Genomic DNA, 25,364 nt, shown 5'->3' on the forward strand with positions numbered 1-25,364 from the left:
GCGGTGTTAATTGGCCAATGCTTTGCTGACCACTTCCATCACGTCATTCGACAGGCTGGCCTGGCCGGCGACTTGTTCCAGCGCATCGCGCATGTGGCTTTGCAGTGCGGGCACGTAACGGCGCCAGCGGTCCATCGAGCGCGCCAGGCGGGCGGCCACCTGCGGGTTCAGGGCGTCGAGCGCGATGACTTGCTCGGCCCAGAAAGCGTAGCCGCTGCCATCCGCCGCATGAAACTGCGATGGATTGCCGTTGGTGAAATTGAAGATCAGGCTGCGCGCGCGGTTCGGATTTTTCAAGGTGAAGGCCGGGTGCGTCATCAACTGGCGCACGGCTTGCACATCGGTCGTTGGCGCGGCCGCCTGCATGGCGAACCACTTGTCGACCACCAGCGCTTCGTTCTCGAAATCGGTATAGAAGCTGGTCAGCGCCGCCTGCGCATGCGGCTGCGAGCCGGAATGAATCAGTGCCGCCAGCGCCGCGGCGCGGTCGGTCATGTTGCCGGCATTGTCGAACTGCAGCCGCGCCAGGTCCAGCTCCGCCGCCCCGGGTGCGATCAACAGATACGACAGGGCCAGGTTTTTCAACGCCCGCTTGCCGGCCGACAGCGCGTCGGGGCTGTACTCGCCCGGCGTCTGGTTGGCGTGGTATTGCGCCAGCAATTCCGGCTTCAAGGCTGCCGCGATGGTCGTGCGCATGAACTGGCGCGCCGCATGGATCGCCTGCGGATCGACTTGCGCCATGCGCTCGGCGATGATGGTTTCCGATGGCAAGATCAGGGCCAGCTCGCGGAAGGCAGGATCGAGCGTTGCATCGGCCAGCAAGGCGCGCTGCGCGGCGATGAAGGTCTCGTCCAGCGCCAACGCCGCGCCGCTGCTGACGGCATTGGCCAGTTTCAGCAGGCGTTCCATGGCCAGGCGCTGGCCCGCTTCCCAGCGGTTGACGGGATCGCTGTCGTGACGGAACAGGTGCAGCAGCTGCGCATCCGTGTAGTCATATTCGAGCACCACGGGTGCGGAAAAATCGCGCAGCAGCGATGGCACGGGGACTTCCCCAACCTGGATGAAGCGGAAGGTTTGCGACGCCTCGGTCAGCTCCAGCACGACGCTGGTGGCGCCGTTCGACGCCACGCCATCGAGGTGCAGCGGCAGGTCGCTGCCATCGGCAGCCAGCAAGCCGACGGTGACGGGAATGTGGAATGGCAGTTTTTTCGGCTGGCCCGGCGTGGCAGGGCAGCTTTGCGCCAGCGTCAGTTCAAACGTCTGGCTGGCAGCGTCGTAGCGCGTGGAAGCGGTGACGATGGGGGTGCCGGCCTGGCTGTACCAGCGCTCGAACTGCTTGAAATCGCGGCCATTCGCGTCCGCCATGGCGGCACGGAAGTCGTCGCACTGCACCGCCTGGCCATCGTGGCGTTCAAAATACAGGTCCATGCCCTTGCGGAAACCGTCGCGGCCCACCAGGGTCTGATACATGCGCACCACTTCGGCGCCTTTTTCGTAGATGGTGACCGTATAAAAGTTATTGATCTCGACGAAGGAATCGGGACGCACAGGATGCGCCATCGGGCCCGCGTCTTCGGGGAACTGCGCCTGGCGCAGGGTGCGCACCTGGTCGATGCGCGTGACGGCGCGGCCCGTGTCCGTACCGATCATGTCGGCCGAGAATTCCTGGTCGCGGAACACCGTCAAGCCTTCCTTCAGCGACAACTGGAACCAGTCGCGGCAGGTCACGCGGTTGCCCGTCCAGTTATGGAAGTACTCATGGCCCACCACCGCTTCGATGCCGGCGTAATCGACGTCGGTCGCCACGCGCGAATTGGCCAGCACATACTTGGTATTGAAAATATTCAAACCCTTGTTTTCCATGGCGCCCATGTTGAAATCGCCCACGGCGACGATCATGAAGCGATCCAGATCCAGCTCCAGGCCGAAGCGCTCCTCGTCCCAGCGGATCGAGTTTTTCAGCGACTGCATGGCGTAATCGGTTTTATCCAGGTTGCCCTCTTCCACCCATACCTGCAGCAGCACTTCGCGGCCGGACTTGAGCCTGTAATGCTCTTCCTGACACACCAGGCGCGCCGCCACCAGGGCGAACAGGTAGGATGGCTTCTTGAACGGATCTTCCCACTTGGCGTAATGGCGGCCGTCAGCGAGGTCGCCCTCCTCGATCAGGTTGCCGTTCGATAGCAGCACCGGATACTTGTCCTTGTCGGCGCGCAGCATGACCGTGTACCTGGCCATCACGTCCGGGCGGTCCGGGAAGAAGGTGATGCGGCGGAAGCCTTCCGCTTCGCACTGCGTGAAGAAATTATGGTTCGACACGTACAGGCCGGACAGCGAGGTGTTGTCCTGTGGCGCCAGCACGGTCTCGATCTCGAGCAGCACCTCGTCCGGCGCCTTGGGAATGGTCAGCATGCCGGCCGTCAGCTTGTACTGCGACGGCTTCAGCACTTTGCCATTCAGGCGCACCATCACCAGTTCGATGTGTTCGCCGTGCAATTCGATGCTGCGACTGGTACTGGCGGGGTTGTGGCGCATGTGGATCCGGCTCGCCACCACTGTGCGGGCGGGATCAAGATCGAAACCAAGTTCGACGCTGTCAACCAGGAAGCTGGGCGGCGTGTAATCTTTGCGGTAAATCGTCTGAGGGCTGTCTGTGCGCATAGGGAATGGGTGGGAGCGGAGGCAAAAGCCTATTTTACCAACACCAGCCCCCCGATAGTCGCGATTCAGCTCAGGAATGTTGGATTCCCTTACACGCAGACATACCAGGTAACATTCTGTAATAATGCATGGAAACAAATGGAACTATTCTTATAATACTAAGCGATGAATTGCGTCTACTATCAGGAGATCATGCAATGAAACGATATCTCACCATCATGATGGCCGCATTGACCGTGTTGCTGACCGGTTGCGCCACCACCATACGCAGCGATGTGACCGTCTTCCACGAGTGGCCTGCGCAATTGCAGGACAAATCGTATGCGTTTGAAGCGCCAGCGGCGGAAAACGATACGCTGGAATACCGCAGCTACCAGAATCTGGTGCGCGCGGAACTGGCCAAACACGGCTTCGGCGAAGCTTCCGGCCCTGCGGCAGCCAATTTGCGCGTGGCGATGCATTTTTCCACCGTCGACTATCCTGAGCGCGTGCTGCAAGCCTCCGATCCATTCTGGTATGGCCCCGGCTACTGGCCTGGCCGCTACGGTTATCGCTACGGCGCATGGCCAGGCTATGGCCGCTTTGGCTATAACCCCTACTGGTATGGCCCGATGGACATGGAAGAAAGCGTGCGCCATAAATACGAGCGCGAATTGCGCGTGACGATCAATGACCGCAGCGGCAAGAAACTGTATGACGTGACCGTGCAATCGACCAGCAACAAGCGCGCCACGTCGCAAGTGATGCCGGCCATGGTAGCGAGCGCCTTTGCCGACTTCCCCGGCCAGAGCGGCGTGCCCCGTAAAGTCGAAGTCAAGGTGGAATAATTACGTGGCAACACTAAAAACCCGGCTGGCGCAGCAATGCGCCAGCCGGTTTTTTTTCACCTAAGAATAATACGCCTCGGCGGCAAAGGTGAGCACGCCGATCAGGGCCACGGCCAGCACCAGCACGATCAGCAGGCGGCCGAACTTCGGCGCGCCATCTTTTTCGCTGCCGCCGCTCATGGCACGATGATGGTCGAGCCGGTGGTCTTGCGCCCTTCCAGGTCCGTGTGCGCCTGGGCGATATGGGCCAGATTGTAGCGCTGGTTGATCTCGATTTTGACTTCGCCGCTGCTGACGACGCCGAACAGCGAGGCAGCCATCTCTTCCAGGTTCGCGCGGTTCGAGGCATAGCTGAACAGGGCCGGGCGCGTGATGAAGAGCGAGCCGCGCGAGGCCAGTTCACTGAGGGTGAAGGCCGGCACGGGGCCGGAGGCGTTGCCGAAGCTGACCATCATGCCCAGCGGCGCCAGACAGTCGAGCGAGCCCGTAAACGTATCCTTGCCGATGGAATCGTAGACGACCGAAACACCCTTGCCGCCCGTGATCTCGCGCACGCGCTCGACGAAGTTTTCCGTGTTGTAGTTGATGACGTGGGCCGCGCCGTGCGCCTTGGCCAGCGCCGCCTTTTCATCGGAACCGGCCGTGCCGATCAGGTTTACGCCCAGCACCTTGGCCCACTGACAGGCGATCAGGCCCACGCCACCCGCCGCCGCGTGAAACAGGATGGTATCGCCCGCCTTCAGCGCCACCGTGCGGTGGAACAGGTATTGCACCGTCAATCCTTGCAGCATCATGGCGGCGGCCGTATCGAAGCCGATGCGCTCGGGCAGCGCCAGCAGCAGGGCCGCCGGCAAGTTGCGCTGCTGCGCATACGCGCCATTGATGCGCGCCGCGTAGGCCACCCGGTCGCCCACTTTCACTTCCGTGACGCCCTCGCCCACCGCCTCGACGATGCCAGCACCCTCGACACCGAGGCCATTGGGCAGCGGCTGCGGATACAGGCCCGTGCGAAAATACACGTCGATGAAATTGAGGCCGATGGCCTCGTGTTTCACGCGCGCTTCGCCGGGGCCGGGCGGCGGCAGTTCCACGTCCACGTATTCCATCACTTCCGGGCCGCCCACGCGCTGTACGCGGATGGCCTTGGTGCTAATCGTTGCGCTCATGCTCATCTCCTAGTCTGTGTGAATCAGGCGGCAGCGTTGGCCCGCGCCTGCAGCTGCGACAGCACCAGGTGCGCCGACGACAGATTCGTCGCGCACGCCACGTTGTGCACGTCGCAGGCGCGCACCAGGGCATTGATGTCCGGCTCGTGCGGCTGCGGCGTCATCGGGTCACGCAGGAAGATCACGCAATCGATCATGCCTTCCACCAACAGCGAGCCGATCTGCAAGTCGCCGCCGAAGGGGCCCGAATGCTTGCGCTCCACTTGCAAGCCCAGTTCGTTGATCAGACGGCCACCCGTGGTGCCCGTGGCCGACAGTTCGCAACCCTTCAAAAAGTCCAAATATTCGCCCGCCAAGGTAATCATGTCATCTTTTTTCTTGTCGTGGGCAATCAGGGCGATGCGTGTTTTCATGTTGGGAGCATTTTCAGTGGGTGGGGGAATTATTTCTTTTTCGACAGCAAGTAAATACCGGCCAAGACCAGGCTGGTGCCTGCCAGTTGCCAGTTGGTAATCGGCTCATCGAGAATCATGGCGCCCAGGAACAGGGTCGACACGGGGCCGATCATGCCCGCTTGCGAGGCGACGGGCGCGCCGATGCGCTCAACGGCGATCATCGTCATGAAGACGGGCATCACCGTGCAAAAGATACCATTGAGCAAAGACAAGCCATACACGGGCATGGGCTGGATCAGCAGTTCGACGGGGCGCAAAATGAAAAACTGGGCGATGCAGGCAAAGCTGGCCACGCACATCGCGTAGCTGACCAGGCGCATGGAGCCGATGCGCTTCACCAGCTCACCGGAACCGAGCAGATACACGGCATACGAACAGGCCGAACCCAGCACGAGAGTCGAGCCCAGCGCCACATTGCTGGCGCCGCCCTGCAAGTCGTGCACGAACACCAGCACGATGCCGCAATACGAGGTAAATAGGGCCAGCCACTGCAGGCGGCTGATGCTCTGCTTGAAGTACACGGTGGTAATCAGCAGCACGAAGGTGGGCGTGAGGAACAGGATCAGCCGCTCCAGCCCCACGGAAATATATTGCAGGCCCAGGAAGTCCAGATAGCTGGACAGGTAGTAGCCGACGAGGCCCAGCCCGACCAGGCGCCAGCGGTCGCTGGTCGACAGTGGCGGCTCCGTGCGCATCTTCCACCAGGCGATGACGGCGAACACGGGCAGCGAAAAGATCATCCTGAAGGCGATCAGGGTGACGGCGTCGATCTGGTAGCGGTACAGCAGCTTGGCGACGATGGCCTTGGTGGAAAACAGCACCGCCCCGCCCACGGCGATGGCCAGGCCACCGAGGTAGACGGAACGGGGAAGCGAAGATGGGGATGCTTGCGGGGAACTGGAGCTCATGCCCAGATTGTAATGGCAAAAGCGAAAGCAAGCTGATAACCCCAACGGCAAATACCGGGGTCGGACCCTGAGGGTCCGACCCCAGCCCTTGCATTTTGGGTTAGGAAATAACCACCACCACCGTCCCAGCATTGACCGTGGCCGTCGTCACCCGCGCAATCACGCTGCTTGGCGCCGCCGTGCCGATCAGCTTATTCACCTGCTTGAACTGCGCCACCAGCTTGCCAGGCGTCAAGGTCACCACCGTGTAACCCTGCGCATCCGTATTCAGGTGCTTGATCCATGGATTGTTGCCCAGGCCGGACAATTGCTGGGCCAGGCCCAGCAGGGTCGTGCTGAAGTCGGTGCTCGCTTTCAAGCCCGCCTGCACGGCCGCCACCGTCGCATCGAGTTGCGCTTCCGGCACGCCCTTGGCGGCCAGCGCGCCGCGCAGCTGCACGCGCAATTGCTCCAGCAGGCTGTCGACGGTGGGCGCGGCCTTGCCCATGGTGTAGTCGAGCAGGTTGACGTCGAGATTGACCGTGCCCAGGCCCGTGACGGGAATCGCCAGCGGGTAGCTGACGAGGGTGCCGATATCGCCCATCGTGCCGGCGGCCGACTTCAGGTAGCTGAAGAAGGAATCGGAGCTGACGCCGGCCGAGACCAGGTCCACCATCACGGGCGTGCCGCCGCCAGCGGCGTCGAAATCGTCGCTGACGGTGCCGGCAAAGAATGAGTGGATATCACCGGTCAGCGCCACCACGTTGCCGATGGCATTCGTTTTCAGGTGCGCCATCAAATTCTTGCGCTCGCTGTTGTAGCCATCCCACTGGTCGCAATTAAGCAGGAAACGCGTGAAGAACGGCGCCAGCGCCGCTTGCTGGCCGGAAGCGGCGACAAAGCTCGATGCGGCGCCCTTGGCCTGCACGTCGGGCTTGATCCAGCCGAAGGCGATCACTTGCGCTGCGGTGGCCGGTGAGCCGCTGTTGTAGGCGGCCACCGTGATGCCGGCCTGGGCCGCGCTCAAGCCAGCGCCCACGGCGGCGGCGCCCTGCGCGCTGGCATTGGCGGCGGCACCGGCGATGGCCATGGCCGCCGCCTGCGCCACGGTCGTCGACGCGCCCGCCGTCGAAGCGGCCACGATGGCGCAGGCCAGCGGCACGCTGCCGCCCACCAGTGGCAGGGTGCTGGCGATGGCCTTGCCCACGTTCGCCATGGCGCTCAATGCCAGCAAGGTGGCGATCGCATCGGTGCCATTCAAGCCCATGCGCAGCAGCGACACTTCATTGCCCCACAGCTTCCAGGTGGACGTGGCCGCCTTCATCTTGCCCTTCCACCAGTCGCGCTGCGTACTGCCCAGCATGCCGACGGCGGCCAGCGGGTCCGTGCCGGCTTTCGTGGCGGCCGCCATTTTCTGCCCTTCCACGCTGTCGAACAGCGCTTGCGGCACCAGGTAGCGGCTGCCGATGCTGCCCAGCGGCTTGCCCGTGGCGGGGTTGATGGTCGATTCGGCGATCGCGTGGTCGGCGCGGTACAGGCGCTCGTCCGTCATCACCAGCTGCATCAGTTTGCCGAACTGGAAATCGCGGTAAATCTGGATGTTCTGGAACGTCGTCGCGGCGGCATCAAACGTGACGTCGGCCGGCATGTACTCGAACCACGCCTGGTTGGCGCTGCGGCGGCGGGCCGGCTGGTGCAAATCGCTGCCGTCTGCGGCCACGATGCCTTCATAGGTGGAAGCGTCCTGCCAGGCGTCGTCCGTAAACTCGTGGTCGTCCCAGATGGCGATGAAGGCGAAGCGCTCGTGCACGGCTTGCAGGCGCGTATCGGTGCGGTATTTCTTGTACAGGTAGCGGTAGTCGGCCACCGTGGTGGCATACTTGGCGCCCGCGCTGCCGCTCTTGAACGTGCCATCGGGCAATTTCAGCTGGTCGTGGCGGCTTTCCACGGCGCCGCTCTGGAAGGCCTCGCCCACCGTTTCATAGATGTAATCGCCCAGGTGGACGATGAAATCGAGCGCTTCATTGGCGGCGATGTGCGACAGCGCGCCCCAGTGGTTGATGCTCCAGTCCTGGCACGTCAGGTAGGCGAATTGCAGCTGCGCTACGTCGCTAGTCGCGGCAGGCGCCGTCTTGAAACGGCCCACGTTCGAGCGCACGTCGCCGGCGATGAACTGGTAAAAATACACCTGGCCCGGCTGCAAGCCCGTTACCTTGTGGCGCAGGGTGTTGTCGAAATCGGCTTTCAGCGGCAGCTTGGCGTCGACGATGGGCGTGCCGGCCAGGGCCGTGTTGCCGCCCAGGGCGGCCGTATTATCGGTGGCGCTGACGATCAGGCGCACGGCCACGTCCGACTTGCCGGCCACGGCGGGGGCGACGGCGTCAAAACTGGCGGGCACGACGCGCGTCCACAGCATGGCGCTGTCGGCGCGCGGATCACCCGAGGCCACGCTTTGCGGGAATTTCCAGTCGCTGCCCGAGGCCAGCGGCACGCCAGGATCGCTGTAATCGGTGCTGCCGCAGGCGGCGAGGCCGACGGTGGCCACGGACACCGTGATAAAGCCACCCAATTTCAGAAATTGCCGCCTGTCCATTTGACTTGCCATGATGTCGCGCCCTCGATATGGTGAAAGCGCGTCACTTTAGCAACAGATTGTGTCATCCTGATGACGGGGCCATGCCGCTTGGCCGGGGGCCGATATGCTAAAATGTCGGCCACAATTGAACACCTAGTCTAAGGAAGATTCGACATGGCAGGACATAGCAAATGGGCCAATATCAAGCATAAAAAGGCTGCCACCGATGCCAAGCGCGGCAAAATCTGGACGCGCCTGATCAAGGAAATCACGGTCGCGGCCCGCATGGGCGGCGCCGACGCCATCACCAATCCGCGCCTGCGCCTGGCGGTCGACAAGGCGGCTGACGCCAATATGCCGAAAGACAACGTCCAGCGCGCGATCAACCGCGGCAGCGGCGGCGTCGATGGCGCCAACTATGAAGAAGTGCGCTACGAAGGCTACGGCGTGGGCGGCGCGGCCGTCATCGTCGAATGCATGACCGACAACAAGGTGCGCACGGTGGCCGAAGTGCGCAACGCCTTCAACAAGAATGGCGGCAACATGGGCAACGAAGGCTCCGTCGCCTTCATGTTCCAGCATTGCGGCCAATTGCTGTTCGCGCCGGGCACCGATGAAGACAAACTGATGGAAGCGGCCCTGGAAGCGGGCGCCGACGACGTCATCGCCGATGAAGAAGGCGGCTTCGAAGTGCTCACTCCCGTGCACGATTTCGCCACCGTCAAGGAAGCGCTGGAAGCGGCCGGCTTCAAGGCCGAAGTGGCCGAAGTCATCATGAAACCGGCGACGGAAACCGTGTATGCGGGCGACGACGCCATCAAGATGCAAAAGCTGATCGATGCGCTGGAGCTGCTGGACGATGTCCAGGAAGTCTTCACCAACGCATTAATAGAGAATTAATCACTCTGCACTCAAGGGCGGCACCGCCGCCCTGCAACCCACCTTGAACGAACGGTCCCTATGAAAATTCTGGTAGTCGGCTCTGGCGGCCGCGAACACGCCCTGGCCTGGAAACTGGCTCAGTCCGAACGCATACAGATGGTGTATGTCGCGCCGGGCAACGGCGGCACCGCGCGCGATGCGCGCCTGGTCAATCTCGACATCAGCGACCCGCAATTGCTGGCCGACTTCGTTCAGCAGGAACACATCAGCCTGACGGTCGTCGGCCCGGAAGTGCCGCTGGCAGCGGGCATCGTCAACCTGTTCCGCTCGCGCGGCCTGAAAATCTTCGGCCCGACGAAAGAAGCGGCGCAGCTGGAATCGTCGAAGGACTTCGCCAAGGCCTTCATGCAGCGCCACGGCATCCCGACAGCCGCCTACCAGACGTTTTCCGACGTCGCTCCCGCGCATGCCTACATCGACGCCATGGGCGCACCGATCGTCATCAAGGCCGACGGCCTGGCCGCCGGCAAGGGCGTGGTCGTTGCCATGACACTGGAAGAAGCGCACCAGGCGGTCGACATGATGCTGTCCGATAACCAGTTCGGCGACGCCGGCGCGCGCATCGTCATCGAGGAATTCCTCGCCGGCGAAGAAGCCAGCTTCATCGTCATGTGCGATGGCAAGAACATCCTGCCCCTGGCCACCAGCCAGGATCATAAACGCCTGAAGGACCACGATCAGGGCCCGAACACGGGCGGCATGGGCGCGTATTCGCCGGCCCCCATCGTCACGCCGGCCATGCATGCGCGCGTCATGCGCGAAATCATCGTTCCAACCATCCAGGGCATGGCCAAGGATGGCATCACGTTTACGGGCTTCCTGTACGCGGGTCTGATGATCGACGACAAGGGCACGCCGAAGACCCTGGAATTCAACTGCCGCATGGGCGACCCGGAAACGCAACCGATCATGGCGCGCCTGAAGACCGACCTGGTCACCGTCATGGAACATGCCGTCAACGGCACGCTCGATGCGGTGGAACTGGAATGGGACCGCCGCACGGCTGTCGGCGTCGTGATGGCCGCCGCCGGCTACCCGGATGATCCCGTCAAGGGTACGCCGATTGGCGACATCCCGGCCGAAACGGTCGACTCCGTCACCTTCCATGCGGGTACCCGCATCGAGGGCGAGCGCCTGGTCACCAACGGCGGGCGCGTGCTGTGCGTGGTGGGCCTGGGCGACAGCATCAAGATGGCGCAGAAGCAGGCCTATGAAACGGTGGAAAAAATCCATTTCGACGGCGCGCAGTACCGCCGCGACATCGGCTGGCGCGGTTTGAAGCATTGATCGCTCCATAGCGATCACACGACGGGCCGGCGCGGAATGCATCCGCCCGGCCCGTTTTGATTGTCACCTCTATTCCTCGCCATGACCATACCAACCGGCCTTGCCGCACCAGACAACGATGCCCCGGTGAGCCCCCTTGCGTGGCTGACGCTTGCCTCGCTGCTCGTTGCCGGCCTGGCTTGGTACTGGTTCAGCAGTTATGCCATACCGCGCTGTGACACCAGACAAACCGTGGCCGCGGTCACGGATGGCAAATTCAGCCTGCACGATATCCAACAGGCCGGCTATGCCTGGTCGCAAAAAACCCGTGGCTGCCTGGCCACCGTCATCCAGGACGGTAAGCCGATGCAATACGCCTGGACCATTTCGCGTGTGGAAGGCCGCCGCAAAAGCCGCCTGGAGTATGACCACGCGCATCCGGGCATCGCGCAAACGCGCTCCGACATCGCCTGGCATGGCGGCTTTGCGCAGCAGGGCCAGCCCATCGGGCGCGATGGGCTGAAGAAGGCGGTGCTGGCCGGCATGGATGCACTGCGCGGCAAGCCGCTCTACCATATCAACCTCAACGCAGTGGTGTCGCCGCAGCACTACCGTGAAATTGGCGATATTGAAGCGCTGGCACCATGCAAGGTAGTATCGCCCGGCGTGGTTTCCTGCCGCCTGCTGCTGGCCCGCAACGACCTTGCGCCGGCTGCCGCAAGCAAGGTGCTGGCCGTCTCGGTGCTGCAGCAAGGCGACTTTACTTTCCAGCGCAGCAAAAATGGCAAGAACTGGTCAGTAACACCGCAGTTCAGGACAGAACTGGATCAGGCGCAACTTCAATAGTACGCCGGGGAAACGTGATTGCATTGTAAAATTTATCATCTTAAATTTTGATAAACCCACTCCCGATGACAAGCAATCTCCCCGTGTCCACGCATACTTCCGTCGAGGCGCTGTATGTGCTGAAGCTGCTCACGCGCCGCCAGCGTGAGCAGGCGCTGGCGCATCCCGACTTGCCGCAGCTTGCCATCGGTGCGCCGCTACCCGACACCTTGCTGTGGTTGTACCGGCGCCAGATCATTACGTCCGAGGATGTGACGAGCCTGTCGTCGAGCGTGGCGCGCCACTTCAGCGGCGACGAGCTGGCACTGCGCTTGTCGATCTTGCAGCAGGTGGTGGAGGTGCTCAATCGCGAATCGCTCGATCATCTGCGCGACGAAGCGATCATTACGCCAGAGCTTTATCAACAGGCGCTACCGCACCTGCCCGGCGACGTTCTGCTGCCCACGCCGGGCGAAGCGCTGAACTGGATGCTGCATGTGGGGCTGCTGCCGCGCGCGCGGTTCAAGACCACGGTGCAGCGCATCGAGGCCGGCGGCAGCGACGATGCAAAGCGCGTGGTCCGGCATGCGCAAGCGCGCCAGGATGAACATAAAAAGGCGGTACGCGGCGTGGTCCTCGACGGTTTGTTTCCCGGCTCGCGCCTGGCCTGGCTGATCGGCGCGCCGCTGGCGCTGGCCGGCATGGTCTGGTATGTGATGAGCGGCAATTCCGTGCCCGAGTGCGACTCCACCGACACGCTCACCACCATGACACGCATGCTCAACAAGGCGGCGCCGGAAGGCACGGGCAAAGCAAGCCTGCACGACGTGAAAGAAGCCGGCTACGCCTCATCACAACATATCCGTGGCTGCCTGGCCACGATAGCACTCGATGGCGAGAAGATGGACTATGCCTATACCGTCGCGCGCGACGACAGCGGCAGCAAGAGCCGCATCAGCTATACGGGTGCGCAACCGTTGCTGGTCCAGGCGCGCTTTGGCACCATCCGCGATGGCGACTTTGCCCAGCAAGCCAAGCCCCTGGGGCGCGAGGCGCTGGAAAAGGCTTTCCGCGACGGCATGGATGGTGCGCGCATCATGCCCCAGCCACGGCAAGCGTTTTCGCTGACGCAATCGATGGAGCGCACGCGCGAAATCGCCGAAATCGAACCGCTGGCGCCATGCAAGGAAATCTCGCCGGGCATCTATTCCTGCCGCCTGCTGATCGAACGCAATGACGCCTTGCTGGGCATGCTCAACGGCGGCACGGCAGTGATGCAGGAAGGCGAGTTTACCTTCCAACGCGACGCTGCCGGCAATGGCTGGTCGGTAACGCCACAATTTGCCCTGGAGCTGCGCCAGGCCAAAATAAAAGAGTAAATAAAAGAGTAAATTCATGCATACCGAACCGCCCCACGCATCGCTGGACCAGCTGCACCAGCTGGGCCTGATCACCGCGCAGGAACTCGACGAGGCCAACTCGGAACGCGATGTCGCCGCCCATGAGCGCCTGCACCCGCCCGAGGAGCCGGTCGACATGCCGGAACTGGCGCAGGACGCCGACCTGGTCACCACCCTGGGCTGGTTGCTGCTGACCGATCTGCTGCCCAAGAATGACTTCGACAAGCGCGCGGCCACACTGCCACCCCGGCAACAGGCGCTGGCAGCAGAGGGGGTGCGGTACTACAACCGCCGCGAGGTCGACGCCTTGTACGAGCTCGATTTGCTGAACCAGTTCCAGCGCGATGCCGCACACGCGGCGGTGCCGGCCGACCGCATGTTCTACACGCCCTGGATCGCCATGCGCTGGCTGGCGGTCAACGGCGTACTATCGACGCAGCGGTTCGAAGCGCTGGCAGTGCGCGTGCGTGAACACGGCAGCGCACTGGCGCGCGAAATCATGGAAGCGTCCAGGCTGCGTCATGGTCACGACCGCATCCCGTACAAGCGGCCACCGGCCTGGAAAAGCGCCTTGATCGTGCTGGGCATGATCCTGGTGATGTCCGTGCTTTACGGTGTTGTGACCGGAGGCCTGCGGCCATGAGCACCGATCCGCGCCTCAAACCGCTCGGCGAACTGCGGCAACTGGACCTGATCACCAGCGACGAATACGACGATACGCTGGCCGAGCTGCAGATCATTGAGATCCAGCGCGCGCACAACGCCGCCGAAGACATCGATGTGCCCGAACTGGCGATGAATGCCGACCAGATCAAGACGCTGGCCTGGCTGCTGAGCGCCGAACTGGTGCCCGAGGAGCGTTTTTTCAGGATGCTGCGCAAGCTGCCCGCCGATGAACCACGCCGGCAACTGGCCAGCGCCGCGCTGCGGCAGGTGAACCGGCAAGCGGTCGATGCGCTGTACCAGCAGAACCTGATCAACGCCTGGCAGCGCGACGCCGCCCACGACAGCCTGCCGGCCGATCACCTTGCCGCCACGCCCGTCACGGCCTTGCGCCACATGCTGAAACAGGGCACGCTATCGCCGCTGCAATACAAGGAGCTGCAAGCGCGCACGCGCGCGAACGGCTCGCAACTGGCGCGCTTGATCGTCGACGCCGCCGGCAAACCGCCGACTCAATATGGCCGGCCCCGCCCGCGCCCTTCCATCATCATGGCTGCGGCACTGCTGCTGGCGATACTGACGATGCTGACGTATGCAGGACGCGCATGGTTCAAGCGCGAGCAAGCAGTGCCTGTGGCGCCGCTGGCGCAGCCGGCCGACACGATCGAACGCACGGACCTGCAACAGCGCGCGGCAAGCATGGTGGAGGGCGCCCGCCAGCCAGGCGCGGATGCGCCCCAATTCGAGGTGCAGGTAATACAGGACAAGCCGCCTCAGTAAAGCAGGGCCGGCAACAGCATCGCCGGTTTTGCTATCACAAAAATCCGTTACAGGGTACAATCCGTCCTTACTTTTTTATTTCGGCCTCGTCGGCCCACGCGATGTCGTCAACTCCCTCTCCTTCGGCCGTCAAAGCCTATTTGCTCGATTTGCAAAGCCGTATCGTGCAGGCGCTCGAAGCGCAGGACGGCAAGCCTTTCCTGACCGATGCCTGGCAGCGCCCCGAGGGTGGTGGTGGCATTTCGCGGCTGATCGAGGAAGGCAATGTGTTCGAGCGTGGCGGCGTGAATTTTTCGCACGTCACCGGCGCCGCACTGCCGCCATCGGCCGCGGCCGCGCGCCCTGAACTCGGTGGCAAGGCGTGGGAAGCGATGGGCGTGTCGCTGGTGCTGCATCCGCGCAATCCCTACGCGCCGACGGTGCACATGAACGTGCGTTTTTTCAGCACCGTGAATGCCGATGGCGCTCCCGTATGGTGGTTCGGCGGCGGCATGGACCTGACGCCGTACTACGGCGACGCGGGCGACGTGAAGCACTTTCACCAGGTGTGCCATGCTGCGCTGGCGCCGTTTGGCGCGCAGCTGCATCCGAAGTTCAAGCAGTGGTGCGACGATTATTTCTACCTGAAGCACCGGCGCGAAGCGCGCGGCGCCGGCGGCATCTTCTTCGATGACTTCAATGCCCTGGGCTTTGACGACAGCTTTGCCATGCTGCGCAGTGCCGGCGACGCCTTCATCGACGCGTATGTGCCGATCCTGGCGCGGCGCAAGGATACGCCTTACGGCGAACGCGAACGCGATTTCCAGTGCTACCGGCGCGGACGCTATGTCGAGTTCAACCTGGTATTCGACCGCGGCACCCTGTTCGGCCTGCAATCGGGCGGACGCACCGAGGCGATCCTGATGTCGATGCCGCCCGTGGTCAAGTGGCGCTACGACTGGCACCCGGAAGCGGGCAGTCCCGAAGCGGCGTTGTATACTGACTTCCTCGTGCATCGCGACTGGCTGCAGGCGTGAACGACGGTAGTACTGCGAGCAGTACGGCATGCGTGACGCTGCTGGGCGGCAGCTACGATCCGGTGCACATGGGCCATGTCGCGCTGGGCACGCATTTTTCCAGTCTGCTGCACGCCGATGAGCTGCGCGTGATTCCGGCGGGCGCGCCCTGGCAAAAGAGCAAGCTGGGCGCCACCGGCCAGCAGCGCGCCGAGATGGCCGGCCTGGCTTTTGCCGGCCTGCCCCTGCCCGTGGTGATCGACCGCCAGGAAATCGAGCGCAGCGAACATGGCCAGGCCAGCTACACCATCGATACCTTGCGCCAGGTACGCGCCGAGCTGGGAGTGCGCGCTTCCATCGTTTTCCTGATGGGCGCCGACCAGCTGCAGCGGCTCGCGACATGGCGCGAATGGCAGCAATTATTTGAATACGCGCATATCTGCGTCGCGGCCCGCCCCGGCTTCGCGCTGAATGACACAGCAGTACCGCAAGTGGTCGCCGACGAATTTTCGCGCCGCCTGGGGTCGCTGGACAGCATCCGCAACACGCCGCACGGTCTGACTTATCTGGCACAGGACTTCGCGGTGGATATCTCCGCCACCGAAATACGTGCGGCATTACAACGGGGGAATCGGGCAAACTCGCTTGTTTCCCCGCTAGTGCTAGACTATATTGAACAACATAATTTATACAAAAGCTAAATGGACATCAAAAAACTGCAAACCCTCGTCGTTGACGCCCTTGAAGACGTCAAAGGCCAAGACATCGCCGTCTTCGAAACGAGTCATCTGACCAGCCTGTTCGACCGCATCGCGATCGTCTCCGGTACCTCGAACCGTCAAACCAAGGCGCTGGCCGCCTCGGTGCGCGACAAGGTCAAGGACGCCGGCGGCCAGATCATCGGCATGGAAGGCGAGGAAACGGGTGAATGGGTGCTGGTCGATCTGGGCGACATGATCGTCCACATCATGCAAGCTCCTATCCGCGCTTACTACCGCCTGGAAGAAATCTGGGGCGACACCCCGATCAAGCTCGGTGCCGCCAAGCGCGCGCCGAAAAAAGCCGGCGACGACGAGCCGAAGAAAATCAGCGGCCATCTGGCGGCGAGCAAGGCCAAGGTCGAAGTTTCGCCCGTGATCGAAAAGAAAGCACCAGCGAAGAAAGCCACGGCAGCCACCGCCGCCAAGAAAGCCCCGGCGAAAAAGGCCGCCTCGAAAGCTGTCGGCAAGACCGTGAAAATCGCGCCGACCAAGACCGAAGCGGCTGCCGTGAAAGCCTTGAAAGCGCTGCCAGAGAAAAAAGTGCGCACCCCGCGCGCGGCCAAACCGGCAGCCGATGCTGCACCGGCAAAAACCGTGATCAAGCGTATCAAAAAAGTCGAAGCGTAAGCCTCGATGCAGCTCATCATCGCTGCGGTCGGCCATAAAATGCCGGCCTGGATAGAGACGGGCTTCGCGGAATACGCGAAGCGCATGCCGCCGGAATTGCGCATCGTGCTGAAAGAAATCAAGCCGGTGGAGCGTTCCGGCAGCAAGACCGCCGCTACGGCGATGGCGCTGGAACGCGAACGCATCGAAGCCGTCCTGCCCAAGGGCGTGCGCATCATCGCCCTCGACGAACGCGGCAAGGACCTGACCAGCGTCGGCCTGTCGCAGCAGTTGATGGCGTGGCAGCAGGATGGCCGCGACACCGCCTTTTTGATCGGCGGCGCCGACGGCCTCGATCCACAGCTCAAGGCGCGTGCCGAAGGCATGCTGCGCATTTCCAGCATGACCCTGCCGCACGGCGTGGTGCGCGTGATCCTCGCCGAGCAGCTATATCGTGCCTGGTCGATCACGCAAAACCACCCCTACCACCGCGTCTGAACTCCCCCATGAAAACGGCTGATCACAAGATCTACCTCGCTTCCAAAAGTCCGCGCCGGCGCGAACTGCTGCGCCAGATCGGCATCGATTTCGAATTGCTGCTGCTGCGCAGCGACGGCCCGCGCGGCGCCGACGTCACCGAGGAAGTTCTTCCCGGCGAATCGGCGCTCGACTATGTCGCCCGCGTGGCGAATGAAAAAGCCGCCTTCGCCTGGGACCTGGTGCGCCGCCGCCACCTGACCCCGCGCCCCGTGCTGGCGGCCGACACCACCGTCACCATCGACGGCATCATCCTCGGCAAGCCGGCCGACCGCCTTGAGGCTGTGGCGATGCTGCAGCAGTTGTCGGGCCGCACGCATCAGGTACTCACCTCGATCGCCGTGCACTACAAGGACTTCGCCGAGCAGCACACGCAGGTGTCGCAAGTGCGCTTCGGCGTACTCTCGCCCGCGTCCATCGCCGCGTATTGCGCCACGCCGGAACCGTACGACAAGGCTGGCGGCTACGGCATCCAGGGCAGCGCCGCGCTGTTCGTCGAGCATATCGAAGGCAGCCATTCCGGCATCATGGGCCTGCCCCTGTACGAAACCGCACAGTTGCTAAGACAGGCAGGTTTGCCCCTGCCCTGATCGGGTATGATGTCATTCGTTGCCTCCACTTCCCCGCCTCCATGAACGAAGACATCCTGATCAATATCACGCCGCAAGAAACCCGCGTCGCCCTCATCCTGCAGGGCGCCGTGCAGGAATTGCACATCGAGCGCACGCTCACGCGCGGCCTGGCCGGCAATGTGTATTCCGGCAAAGTGGTGCGGGTGTTGCCGGGCATGCAATCGGCCTTCATCGACATCGGCCTGGAACGCGCCGCGTTTCTGCACGTGGCCGACATCTGGGAAGCGCGCGGCCACGATGGCCAGAACGCCACGCCCGCTCCCATCGAAAAAATCCTCTTTGACGGCCAGGTGCTGACGGTACAGGTGATCAAGGACCCGATCGGCACCAAGGGTGCGCGCCTGTCGACGCAGATTTCCATCGCCGGGCGCATGCTGGTGTACCTGCCGCAAGACAAGCACATCGGTATCTCGCAGAAAATCGAAAAGGAAGCGGAACGCGAGCAATTGCGCGTGCGCCTGCAAAGCCTGCTGCCGCCCGATGAAAAGGGCGGCTACATCGTGCGCACGATGGCCGAGGATGCATCCGACGCGGACCTGAAGGCGGACGTCGACTACCTGCGCAAGACCTGGAGCACCATCACGCACGGCGCGCGCACGCGTCCCGCCACCAGCCTGCTGCACCAGGACTTGAGCCTGGCGCAGCGCGTGCTGCGCGACTTCGTCGGCGATGAAACGGCCACCATCCAGGTCGACTCGCGCGAAAACTATGTGAAATTGCGCGAATTCGCGGAAATCTACACGCCCAGCGAACTGACGCGCCTGCAGCACTACACGGGCGAGCGCCCGTTGTTCGATTTATATGGCGTGGAAGAAGAAATCCTGCGCGCACTGGGGCGCCGCGTCGACCTGAAATCGGGCGGCTACCTGATCGTCGACCAGACGGAAGCGATGACCACCATCGACGTCAACACGGGCGGCTTTGTGGGTGGACGCAATTTTGCCGACACCATCTTCAAGACCAACCTGGAAGCGGCGCACGCCATCGCGCGCCAGTTGCGCCTGCGCAACCTGGGCGGCATCATCATCCTCGACTTCATCGACATGGACAATGCCGAGCATCGCAACGCCGTGCTGGCCGAACTGAAACGCACCTTGTCGCGCGACCGCACCAAGGTGTCGGTGAGCAATTTCTCGCCGCTGGGCCTGGTGGAAATGACGCGCAAGCGCACGCGCGAATCGCTCGCCCACATCCTGTGCGAACCGTGCCCCGCCTGCGCCGGCAAGGGTCAAGTCAAGACCTCGCGCACCATCTGCTATGAAATCCTGCGCGAACTGCTGCGCGAGGCGAAACAGTTCAACCCGCGCGAGTTCCGCATCCTCGCCTCGCAGGAAGTCGTGGATCTGTTCCTGGAAGAAGAATCGCAGCACCTGGCCATGCTCGGTGACTTCATCGGCAAGAAAATTTCGCTGCAGGTGGAAAATGCCTACCACCAGGAGCAATACGACGTCATTCTGATGTAGCCATGCCGGGCACTGCCTTCTTCTGGCGCGACCCGGCTCTACCCCACGTGGAGAGCCGGCGCGCCTGCCACAGCCGGGCGTGCTACAAGGCGCACAGCCATCCCACGTTTTCGATTGGCGCCGTCGACGCTGGCGGCAGCATCTTTACGGGCAGCAAAGACGGCAAGGTCGCCCTCGGCAATGGCAGCCTGGTGCTGGTGCCGGCCGGCTGCGTGCACGCCTGCAATCCCCTGCCTGACGCCTTCTGGAGCTACCAGATGCTGCATCTCGATGCGCGGTGGCTGCAAGCGCACGCGCCGGCGCTCGATGGCGACACGGCGACGGTGTTGCACTGCCCGCGGCTGTACGCGCAATTTTGCGCCATGAATGCGCTGCTGTTTTCAAGGGCCGGCGTGGCAGAGAAGGATGCGGCACTGCTGGCGTTCCTGGGCGCTTGCGCCGACACCCGTGCAGACCTGCTGCCCTCGGAACGCAAGCCGCTGCCGCTGCAACTGGCGCCCGTGCTCGAAACGCTGCAGGCGCGGCCGTCGGCCAGCCTGCGGCAGCTGGCGCAAGCGGCAGGCCTGAGCCCTTATCAATTGATCCGCGCTTTTCGCGCCGCCACGGGCATGACGCCGCATGCCTACCAGCTGAACATGCACGTCAACCGCGCGCGCAGCCGCTTGCAGGCAGGGGCGGCGCTGGCGCAGCTGGCGCATGAGCTGGGCTTTGCCGACCAGAGCCATTTGCAGCGCGTCTTCAAGGCGCATGCGGGCATCACGCCGGGGCGCTATCGCTAGCCTGCAATTTTCTTCAATACGCGCCAGCGGCACCATTGCATACTCGCCTCCTTATCGTTCAGGAGCGCAAGCCATGCAGGACTTTTTATTGATCGCCGCCGCCCACTTTCTTTCCCTGCTGTCGCCCGGTCCCGATTTTTTCCTGATCGCGCGCACCTCGCTGGCCCACGGCTGGCGCGGCGCCGCCGGCACGTGCGTGGGCATTACGCTGGCCAATGCGGTGTTTATCGTGGCGGCGTTTGCGGGACTATCGGTGCTAAAGGCGGGCAGTACGGCATTCATGCTGGTGCGGCTGGCCGGATGCGCCTATCTGCTGTACCTGGGCTGGCTGTTCCTGCGCCATGCGGGCAAGAGCAGCCTGGATGCCAAACCCGCCACCGGCAAGGCGCGCTGGCGCGGTGGTGTCGCGATGGGATTTGTCTCCGCCATCCTGAACCCGAAGAATGCGCTGTTCTACGTCAGCCTGGCGGCCGTGCTGGCCAGCCGGCACACCAGCGCGGGGGCGATGGTGGCGTATGGCGCGTGGATGATTTTTGCCGTGCTGGCGTGGGATATGGCGGTGGCGCTGGCCATCGGCAGCAGCGCCCTGCGGCAGCGCTTTGCGCGCGCGCTGCCGCTGCTGGAGCGGCTGTCGGGCGTGATGCTGATCGTGCTGGCGGTGGTGCTGTTGGCGGATCAGGCTGGCAATGGATCCAGGTAAAACACGGCGTACACTTTCAGTGGCGACGTTTCCGTGGCTTTTTCCGAGCGCACGACGGAGCAGTCGTCGGCGGCCAGGCTGCGCCAGTTCTGGATGCCGGCCTTGGCAAACATCGCGTGCGCGGGAGCATTCGCGGCCAGATCCAGCACCAGGCAGGCGTTGCGCGGGCCGGCGCCATAGTTGACGGCGCGGATCTCGATGCCGAAGGTCGTCATCCACGGTTCCCACAAGCCTTTTTCCTTGCCAGCGGCAATACGCTCCAGCATCTCGCCAAACGTCAGGCCTTTCTTGACGGTATCGCGCAGTGCTTGCAACGACGGCGCCAGGCGGGGATCGGGCTGCTTGTTGCCGGCGCGAATTTCGGCGATCGCCTTCAATTCCTTGATGATGGCTGCATCGCGCTCCGTGTAGTCGCGCATGCGTGCGTAAAACTCGGCGTCGAGGAAGGGATTGACGGTCAGCTTGGCGACGCCCTCTTCGCGGCGTTTCGGGGAAGGCGTGGTGGTTTTGGTCATGGCGGTGGAGGGCAAAATACGTTGAGGGGCGCCAGTGTACCACCTTGCAGCGGCGCGGCCACTGGTGTTGCATCAGCCCCTGGGAGCGGCCGTCGATTCGCGCACCACCAGTTCGGGTTTCAGGCGCACGTCGAGCACCGCGGAATCGGGCGAGGCGATGGTTTGCAGGATCAGCCGGGCCGCTTCCGTGCCGATGCCGTGGTGGCGGATGCGGATGGTGGTGAGGGGCGGACGGATCATGTCCATGTACGGCATGTCGTTGTGGCCCACCACGGAAATATCTTCCGGACAGCTCAAGCCCAGTTCGCGGATGGCATCGTAGCAGCCGAGGGCCACCAGGTCGCTGCCCGTCACCACGGCCGTCGTCCGCGGCGACTGGCGCAGCAGCTCCAGCAGGGCCGCCTTGCCGCATTCGCGCGAATAGCCGCTGCTTTCAAACACGAACGCTTGCGAGGGATCGAGTTCGCTGGCCTGGATGGCGGCCAGGAAACCGAGGCGGCGCACGTGTCCTGTGGACAGGTTTTCCGGGCCGGCAATGTGCGCGATATGGCGGTGGCCCAGCGCCAGCAAGTGCTCGACGGCGAGGCGCATGCCGACCACGTCATCGCTGACGACGCAGGAAGCGACGCCCGTCTCGTCGCTGCGGTTGACGGTAACCACCGGCACGTTCTGGTCGATGCACATCTTGATGACGGGATCGTGGCGCCGTGCGGTAGCCAAAATCAGGCCGTCAACCTGCTGCCCCAGCAGCCGGTTGATGACGAACAACTGCTCTTCCTCGTCGGCACCCACGTTGGCGACGATGGCCAGGTAGCCATGCTTGCGCAAGCCTTCCTCGATGCCCAGCAGGATGGGCGGGAACACAGCGTTGGTGATGTCGGGCAAGACCACGCCGATGATGCGCGACTTGCGCGTGACCAGGGTGGAGGCGGCGCGGTTGGGCCGGTAACCGAGCCGGCCCGCTTCGGCCAGCACGCGCGTGGCCACCTCGGCGCTGACCATTTGCCGCGTTGCCGGGTTCATCACGCGCGAGACGGTGGAAAAGTGCACGCCGCTGGCCCGCGCGACGTCGCTTAAGGTGGGGTTCTTGTTTGTCATGGGCTTCCCGGATCGCAATACGGTGATTTTATCGCAAAAAATGCCCATGCCGTCAAAAACCGAGCAAACGCTTGCATTGAAATAATGCCGTTGCCCAAAGCGGTTTTGAGACTCTTAAGTACAATCCAGCCTTGACAGCGTGCAAACGCTTGCATAACATGGCCCGGATTGACCACTCGGGCCTGGTTGCCCTTCCCAGAATTCTTATGTCTACTTCCCACAGCAAGCACGCCGAACAGAACGGCGAAACCTTCAACTTGAAAGAAGCCGCCCTCGCCTATCACGCGGAACCCCGCGCAGGCAAGATTTCCGTGACGCCAACCAAACCGCTGGGCGACGCCCGCGCCCTGACCCTGGCGTACTCGCCGGGCGTGGCCTTTGCCTGCGAAGCCATCGTGGAAGATCCGCGCACGGCCGGCATCTACACCTCGCGCAGCAACCTGGTGGCCGTGATCACGAATGGCACGGCCGTGCTGGGCCTGGGCGATATCGGCCCGCTGGCCAGCAAACCGGTGATGGAAGGCAAAGCTTGCCTGTTCAAGCAATTTGCCGACGTCGACGTGTTCGACATCGAACTGGCCGAGAACGATCCCGACCTGTTCATCGACACCGTGGTGCGCATGGAGCCGACCTTCGGCGGCATCAACCTGGAAGACATCAAGGCCCCGGACTGCTTCTATATCGAGCAGCAATTGCGCAAGCGCATGAACATTCCCGTCTTCCACGATGACCAGCACGGCACGGCCATCATCGTCGCAGCCGGCATCCTGAACGGCCTGGAACTGGTGGGCAAGGATATCGGCAATGTGAAAGTGGCCGTCTCGGGCGCCGGCGCGGCCTCGATCGCCTGCCTCGACCTGCTCGTCTCGCTGGGCCTGAACAAGTCGCTGCTGAAAGTGTGCGACAGCCAGGGCGTGATCTACCCGGGCCGCGATGCCAGCATGGAAGAGAACAAGGCGCGCTACGCGAACGACACCAGCGACCGCGACCTGGCCGACGCCATGGTTGGCGCCGACATCTTCATCGGCGTCTCGAAGGGTGGTGTGGTCAGTGCACAGATGGTCGAATCGATGGCCGCCAAGCCACTGATCTTCGCCCTGGCCAATCCGCATCCGGAAATCGCCCCGGAAAAAGTGCATGCCGTGCGCGACGACGCCATCGTGGCCACGGGCCGCTCGGATTACCCGAACCAGATCAACAACGTGCTGTGCTTCCCGTACATCTTCCGCGGTGCGCTCGACGTGGGCGCCACCACCATCAACGAAGAAATGAAGCTGGCCTGCGTGCGCGCCATCGCCGCGCTGGCAAAAGAACCGTTGCCGGGCCACACCACCAGCGCGCTGACGCCGCTGCAACTGATACCATCGCCGTTCGACGAGCGCCTGCGCAGCTGGGTCGCGCCTGCCGTGTCGCAAGCGGCCATCGCCACCGGCGTGGCCACGCGCGTGCCGGCCAGCGTCAAGTAAAGCAGTTGAGGTAAAGCAGGAAAGCAGGACCGCGCCGCCCGCACATGGGGGCGGCGCGGATTATCGGATCAGTCCGGTACGCGGGGCTGCTGCCCCGCCCGCGCCGGCAAGGCGCCCGCCAGCGGAATCGCCAGCAAGATCATGAAGGCCATGCCGAAGACGCCATCGCGTATCATCGCGTTGAACATGGCGCCCAGCATCAGCGACAAGGTCAGCATCCCCAGCCACATGCCACGCTCGCCTCCCGTGCGCCAGGCATGTACGAGCAAGCCCACCAGTATCCACAGCAGTGCCAACAGGCCGAACAGGCCGATTTCCGACATGTACAGCATGTAGTCATTGTGCGGCGTCAATTGAACGTTGATCGGAGTACCCACTGTCCTGGCCCGGTATTCCTGCAGCCAGGTTCCCACGCCATGCCCCTGCAGCGGTTTCTCGGCAATGATTTGCAAGGTGACGCCATACATCGCCAGGCGAATGCCTTGCTCGCTGGTTTGCTTGCCTTCGGAAAAGGCGTCGATATCGGCCACCGTGTTGTCGACGCGCTGGCGCAGGCCCGACGCTTGCGCCAGCAGCAAGGTCAGCAGCATACCCACGGACAGCACGCCCAGCACATTGCGCCACGACAGATGCAGGTGGCGCGCACCGATGAGCATGCACAGCATGACAAAGATCAGGCTCCCTGTGCGTGTCTTGCCCAGCAACAGACCGGCCACAGCCACATACAGGAATTGCAGCAGGCGTGGCCAGTTGACGGGCCGCGCCGGCTGCTCGCTCAACTGGAACAGCATCCAGGCGGAAGCGATGCCCAGCAATATTCCCAGCAAGATCGACTTGTTGCCGGCATAAAACACATAACTGCGGAAAAAGCTCACATTCGGCAACACGCCCAGGTAATTGAGATAAAACAGGGTGGCGGCCACCGTGGCGCCGGCAAAGAAGGTCTTGACGGCGCGGTGCTGCCACGCGCCAGGACCGATGCTGGCAAAAAATAACAAGAAGACAAAAATCTGGTAATGCACGATATCGGTCCAGAATTCGCTGGGCGGACGCTCGAGGAAGATGCCGGCGCCCACGGAGACGACGCTCAGCGCCAGCACCGGCCAGCGCAGCGGGCTTTCCTTGACGTGACGCCAGCGGGTGGCAAAGTTTCCGGCCAGCAGGTAGGCGATGATGAACGCCACCACGCCGGTGTACATGAAGCCGATTGGAAAGAACAGGGTGAACGGCAAGACGGCAAGGATGGCTTGAGGCCATTGTGAACGGCGGGCAAAGAAATTCATGGAGGGAGGGGCTCGGTATCTAGTGAAAAACGGTGGCGCTGCAGCGCGACACACGGTGGCACGCCGGCGCAGCAAAGCAGTA

General features: G+C 63.0%; 23 protein-coding genes and 1 pseudogene. 16 read left to right on the top strand and 8 right to left on the bottom strand.

Features of this window, described 5'->3' with window-relative positions:
* Window positions 1-6: 6 nt before the first annotated feature.
* Window positions 7-2,661, bottom strand: a complete 2,655-nt coding sequence (gene pepN, locus O0882_RS04605; protein ID WP_289945708.1) for an aminopeptidase N — start codon at window positions 2,659-2,661, stop codon at window positions 7-9.
* A gap of 197 nt (window positions 2,662-2,858) precedes the next feature.
* Here pepN and O0882_RS04610 point away from each other — a divergent pair, with 197 nt between their 5' ends.
* Window positions 2,859-3,488 carry a DUF4136 domain-containing protein gene (locus O0882_RS04610; RefSeq protein WP_289945710.1) on the top strand — a complete coding sequence of 210 codons (630 nt, stop codon included), beginning with the start codon at window positions 2,859-2,861 and terminating at the stop codon, window positions 3,486-3,488.
* Between the two features lie 176 nt (window positions 3,489-3,664).
* Here O0882_RS04610 and O0882_RS04615 read toward each other — a convergent pair whose 3' ends face one another.
* The 4 genes from O0882_RS04615 to O0882_RS04630 all read right to left on the bottom strand — a co-directional run bounded on the left by O0882_RS04615 (window position 3,665) and on the right by O0882_RS04630 (window position 8,601).
* Window positions 3,665-4,654, bottom strand: coding sequence for a quinone oxidoreductase (locus O0882_RS04615; protein WP_289945712.1), 990 nt, complete (start codon window positions 4,652-4,654; stop codon window positions 3,665-3,667).
* 23 nt (window positions 4,655-4,677) lie between these two features.
* The gene (locus tag O0882_RS04620; protein WP_071075681.1) at window positions 4,678-5,067 is read right to left on the bottom strand and encodes a methylglyoxal synthase; all 390 of its coding nucleotides are present in this window, start codon (window positions 5,065-5,067) and stop codon (window positions 4,678-4,680) included.
* Between the two features lie 29 nt (window positions 5,068-5,096).
* The gene (locus O0882_RS04625) at window positions 5,097-6,017 is read right to left on the bottom strand and encodes a DMT family transporter (protein WP_289945716.1); all 921 of its coding nucleotides are present in this window, start codon (window positions 6,015-6,017) and stop codon (window positions 5,097-5,099) included.
* Window positions 6,018-6,117: 100 nt separating this feature from the next.
* Complete coding sequence (locus O0882_RS04630; RefSeq protein WP_289945717.1) at window positions 6,118-8,601, bottom strand: alkaline phosphatase D family protein; 2,484 nt, start codon at window positions 8,599-8,601, stop codon at window positions 6,118-6,120.
* Between the two features lie 144 nt (window positions 8,602-8,745).
* On the opposite strand from O0882_RS04630, the gene O0882_RS04635 reads away from it, so the two are divergent.
* The 14 genes from O0882_RS04635 to O0882_RS04700 all read left to right on the top strand — a co-directional run bounded on the left by O0882_RS04635 (window position 8,746) and on the right by O0882_RS04700 (window position 20,920).
* Complete coding sequence (locus O0882_RS04635; RefSeq protein ID WP_010401062.1) at window positions 8,746-9,471, top strand: YebC/PmpR family DNA-binding transcriptional regulator; 726 nt, start codon at window positions 8,746-8,748, stop codon at window positions 9,469-9,471.
* 60 nt (window positions 9,472-9,531) lie between these two features.
* Window positions 9,532-10,800, top strand: a complete 1,269-nt coding sequence (purD, locus tag O0882_RS04640; RefSeq protein WP_099762331.1) for a phosphoribosylamine--glycine ligase — start codon at window positions 9,532-9,534, stop codon at window positions 10,798-10,800.
* 126 nt (window positions 10,801-10,926) lie between these two features.
* Window positions 10,927-11,625, top strand: a complete 699-nt coding sequence (locus O0882_RS04645; RefSeq protein WP_289945722.1) for a hypothetical protein — start codon at window positions 10,927-10,929, stop codon at window positions 11,623-11,625.
* A gap of 83 nt (window positions 11,626-11,708) precedes the next feature.
* On the top strand, window positions 11,709-12,983 hold the full coding sequence (locus O0882_RS04650; RefSeq protein WP_289945724.1) for a hypothetical protein: 1,275 nt from the start codon (window positions 11,709-11,711) through the stop codon (window positions 12,981-12,983).
* A 16-nt stretch (window positions 12,984-12,999) separates the two neighbouring features.
* Window positions 13,000-13,647, top strand: a complete 648-nt coding sequence (locus O0882_RS04655; RefSeq protein WP_289945726.1) for a hypothetical protein — start codon at window positions 13,000-13,002, stop codon at window positions 13,645-13,647.
* Window positions 13,644-14,447 (top strand): hypothetical protein, encoded by an 804-nt coding sequence (locus O0882_RS04660; RefSeq protein WP_289945727.1) that lies wholly within the window; start codon window positions 13,644-13,646, stop codon window positions 14,445-14,447. Before O0882_RS04655 ends, O0882_RS04660 begins: the two co-directional genes overlap by 4 nt.
* Before the next feature lie 101 nt (window positions 14,448-14,548).
* The gene (gene hemF, locus O0882_RS04665; protein WP_096237670.1) at window positions 14,549-15,463 is read left to right on the top strand and encodes an oxygen-dependent coproporphyrinogen oxidase; all 915 of its coding nucleotides are present in this window, start codon (window positions 14,549-14,551) and stop codon (window positions 15,461-15,463) included.
* On the top strand, window positions 15,460-16,143 hold the full coding sequence (nadD, locus tag O0882_RS04670; RefSeq protein ID WP_289945728.1) for a nicotinate (nicotinamide) nucleotide adenylyltransferase: 684 nt from the start codon (window positions 15,460-15,462) through the stop codon (window positions 16,141-16,143). Before hemF ends, nadD begins: the two co-directional genes overlap by 4 nt.
* On the top strand, window positions 16,144-16,830 hold the full coding sequence (gene rsfS, locus O0882_RS04675) for a ribosome silencing factor (protein WP_141170571.1): 687 nt from the start codon (window positions 16,144-16,146) through the stop codon (window positions 16,828-16,830).
* A 6-nt stretch (window positions 16,831-16,836) separates the two neighbouring features.
* Window positions 16,837-17,307 carry a 23S rRNA (pseudouridine(1915)-N(3))-methyltransferase RlmH gene (rlmH, locus tag O0882_RS04680; protein ID WP_034747108.1) on the top strand — a complete coding sequence of 157 codons (471 nt, stop codon included), beginning with the start codon at window positions 16,837-16,839 and terminating at the stop codon, window positions 17,305-17,307.
* Between the two features lie 8 nt (window positions 17,308-17,315).
* Complete coding sequence (locus O0882_RS04685; protein WP_289945730.1) at window positions 17,316-17,936, top strand: Maf family protein; 621 nt, start codon at window positions 17,316-17,318, stop codon at window positions 17,934-17,936.
* A 41-nt stretch (window positions 17,937-17,977) separates the two neighbouring features.
* Window positions 17,978-19,441, top strand: a complete 1,464-nt coding sequence (gene rng, locus O0882_RS04690) for a ribonuclease G (protein WP_034747098.1) — start codon at window positions 17,978-17,980, stop codon at window positions 19,439-19,441.
* 2 nt (window positions 19,442-19,443) lie between these two features.
* Entirely contained in the window at window positions 19,444-20,220 is a 777-nt protein-coding gene (locus O0882_RS04695) for an AraC family transcriptional regulator (protein WP_289945733.1), read from the top strand.
* Window positions 20,221-20,293: 73 nt separating this feature from the next.
* Window positions 20,294-20,920 (top strand): LysE family translocator, encoded by a 627-nt coding sequence (locus tag O0882_RS04700; RefSeq protein ID WP_289945734.1) that lies wholly within the window; start codon window positions 20,294-20,296, stop codon window positions 20,918-20,920.
* Here the strand turns inward: O0882_RS04700 and O0882_RS04705 are convergent.
* Together O0882_RS04705 and O0882_RS04710 are read right to left on the bottom strand one after the other, a co-directional pair.
* Window positions 20,896-21,435: a hypothetical protein gene (locus tag O0882_RS04705; protein ID WP_289945736.1), complete on the bottom strand. Its 540-nt coding sequence runs from the start codon at window positions 21,433-21,435 to the stop codon at window positions 20,896-20,898. The genes O0882_RS04700 and O0882_RS04705 overlap by 25 nt on opposite strands.
* Before the next feature lie 72 nt (window positions 21,436-21,507).
* The gene (locus O0882_RS04710; protein ID WP_219132892.1) at window positions 21,508-22,533 is read right to left on the bottom strand and encodes a LacI family DNA-binding transcriptional regulator; all 1,026 of its coding nucleotides are present in this window, start codon (window positions 22,531-22,533) and stop codon (window positions 21,508-21,510) included.
* 206 nt (window positions 22,534-22,739) lie between these two features.
* Between O0882_RS04710 and O0882_RS04715 the strand changes: the two are divergent.
* Window positions 22,740-23,978 (top strand): annotated as a pseudogene (locus O0882_RS04715) (malic enzyme-like NAD(P)-binding protein); the annotation flags it as partial.
* Between the two features lie 89 nt (window positions 23,979-24,067).
* Here the strand turns inward: O0882_RS04715 and O0882_RS04720 are convergent.
* Entirely contained in the window at window positions 24,068-25,282 is a 1,215-nt protein-coding gene (locus tag O0882_RS04720; protein ID WP_289945745.1) for an O-antigen ligase family protein, read from the bottom strand.
* Window positions 25,283-25,364: the final 82 nt, after the last annotated feature.

It is taken from the genome of Janthinobacterium sp. SUN073 (assembly GCF_030397665.1).
GTDB lineage: Bacteria > Pseudomonadota > Gammaproteobacteria > Burkholderiales > Burkholderiaceae_D > Janthinobacterium.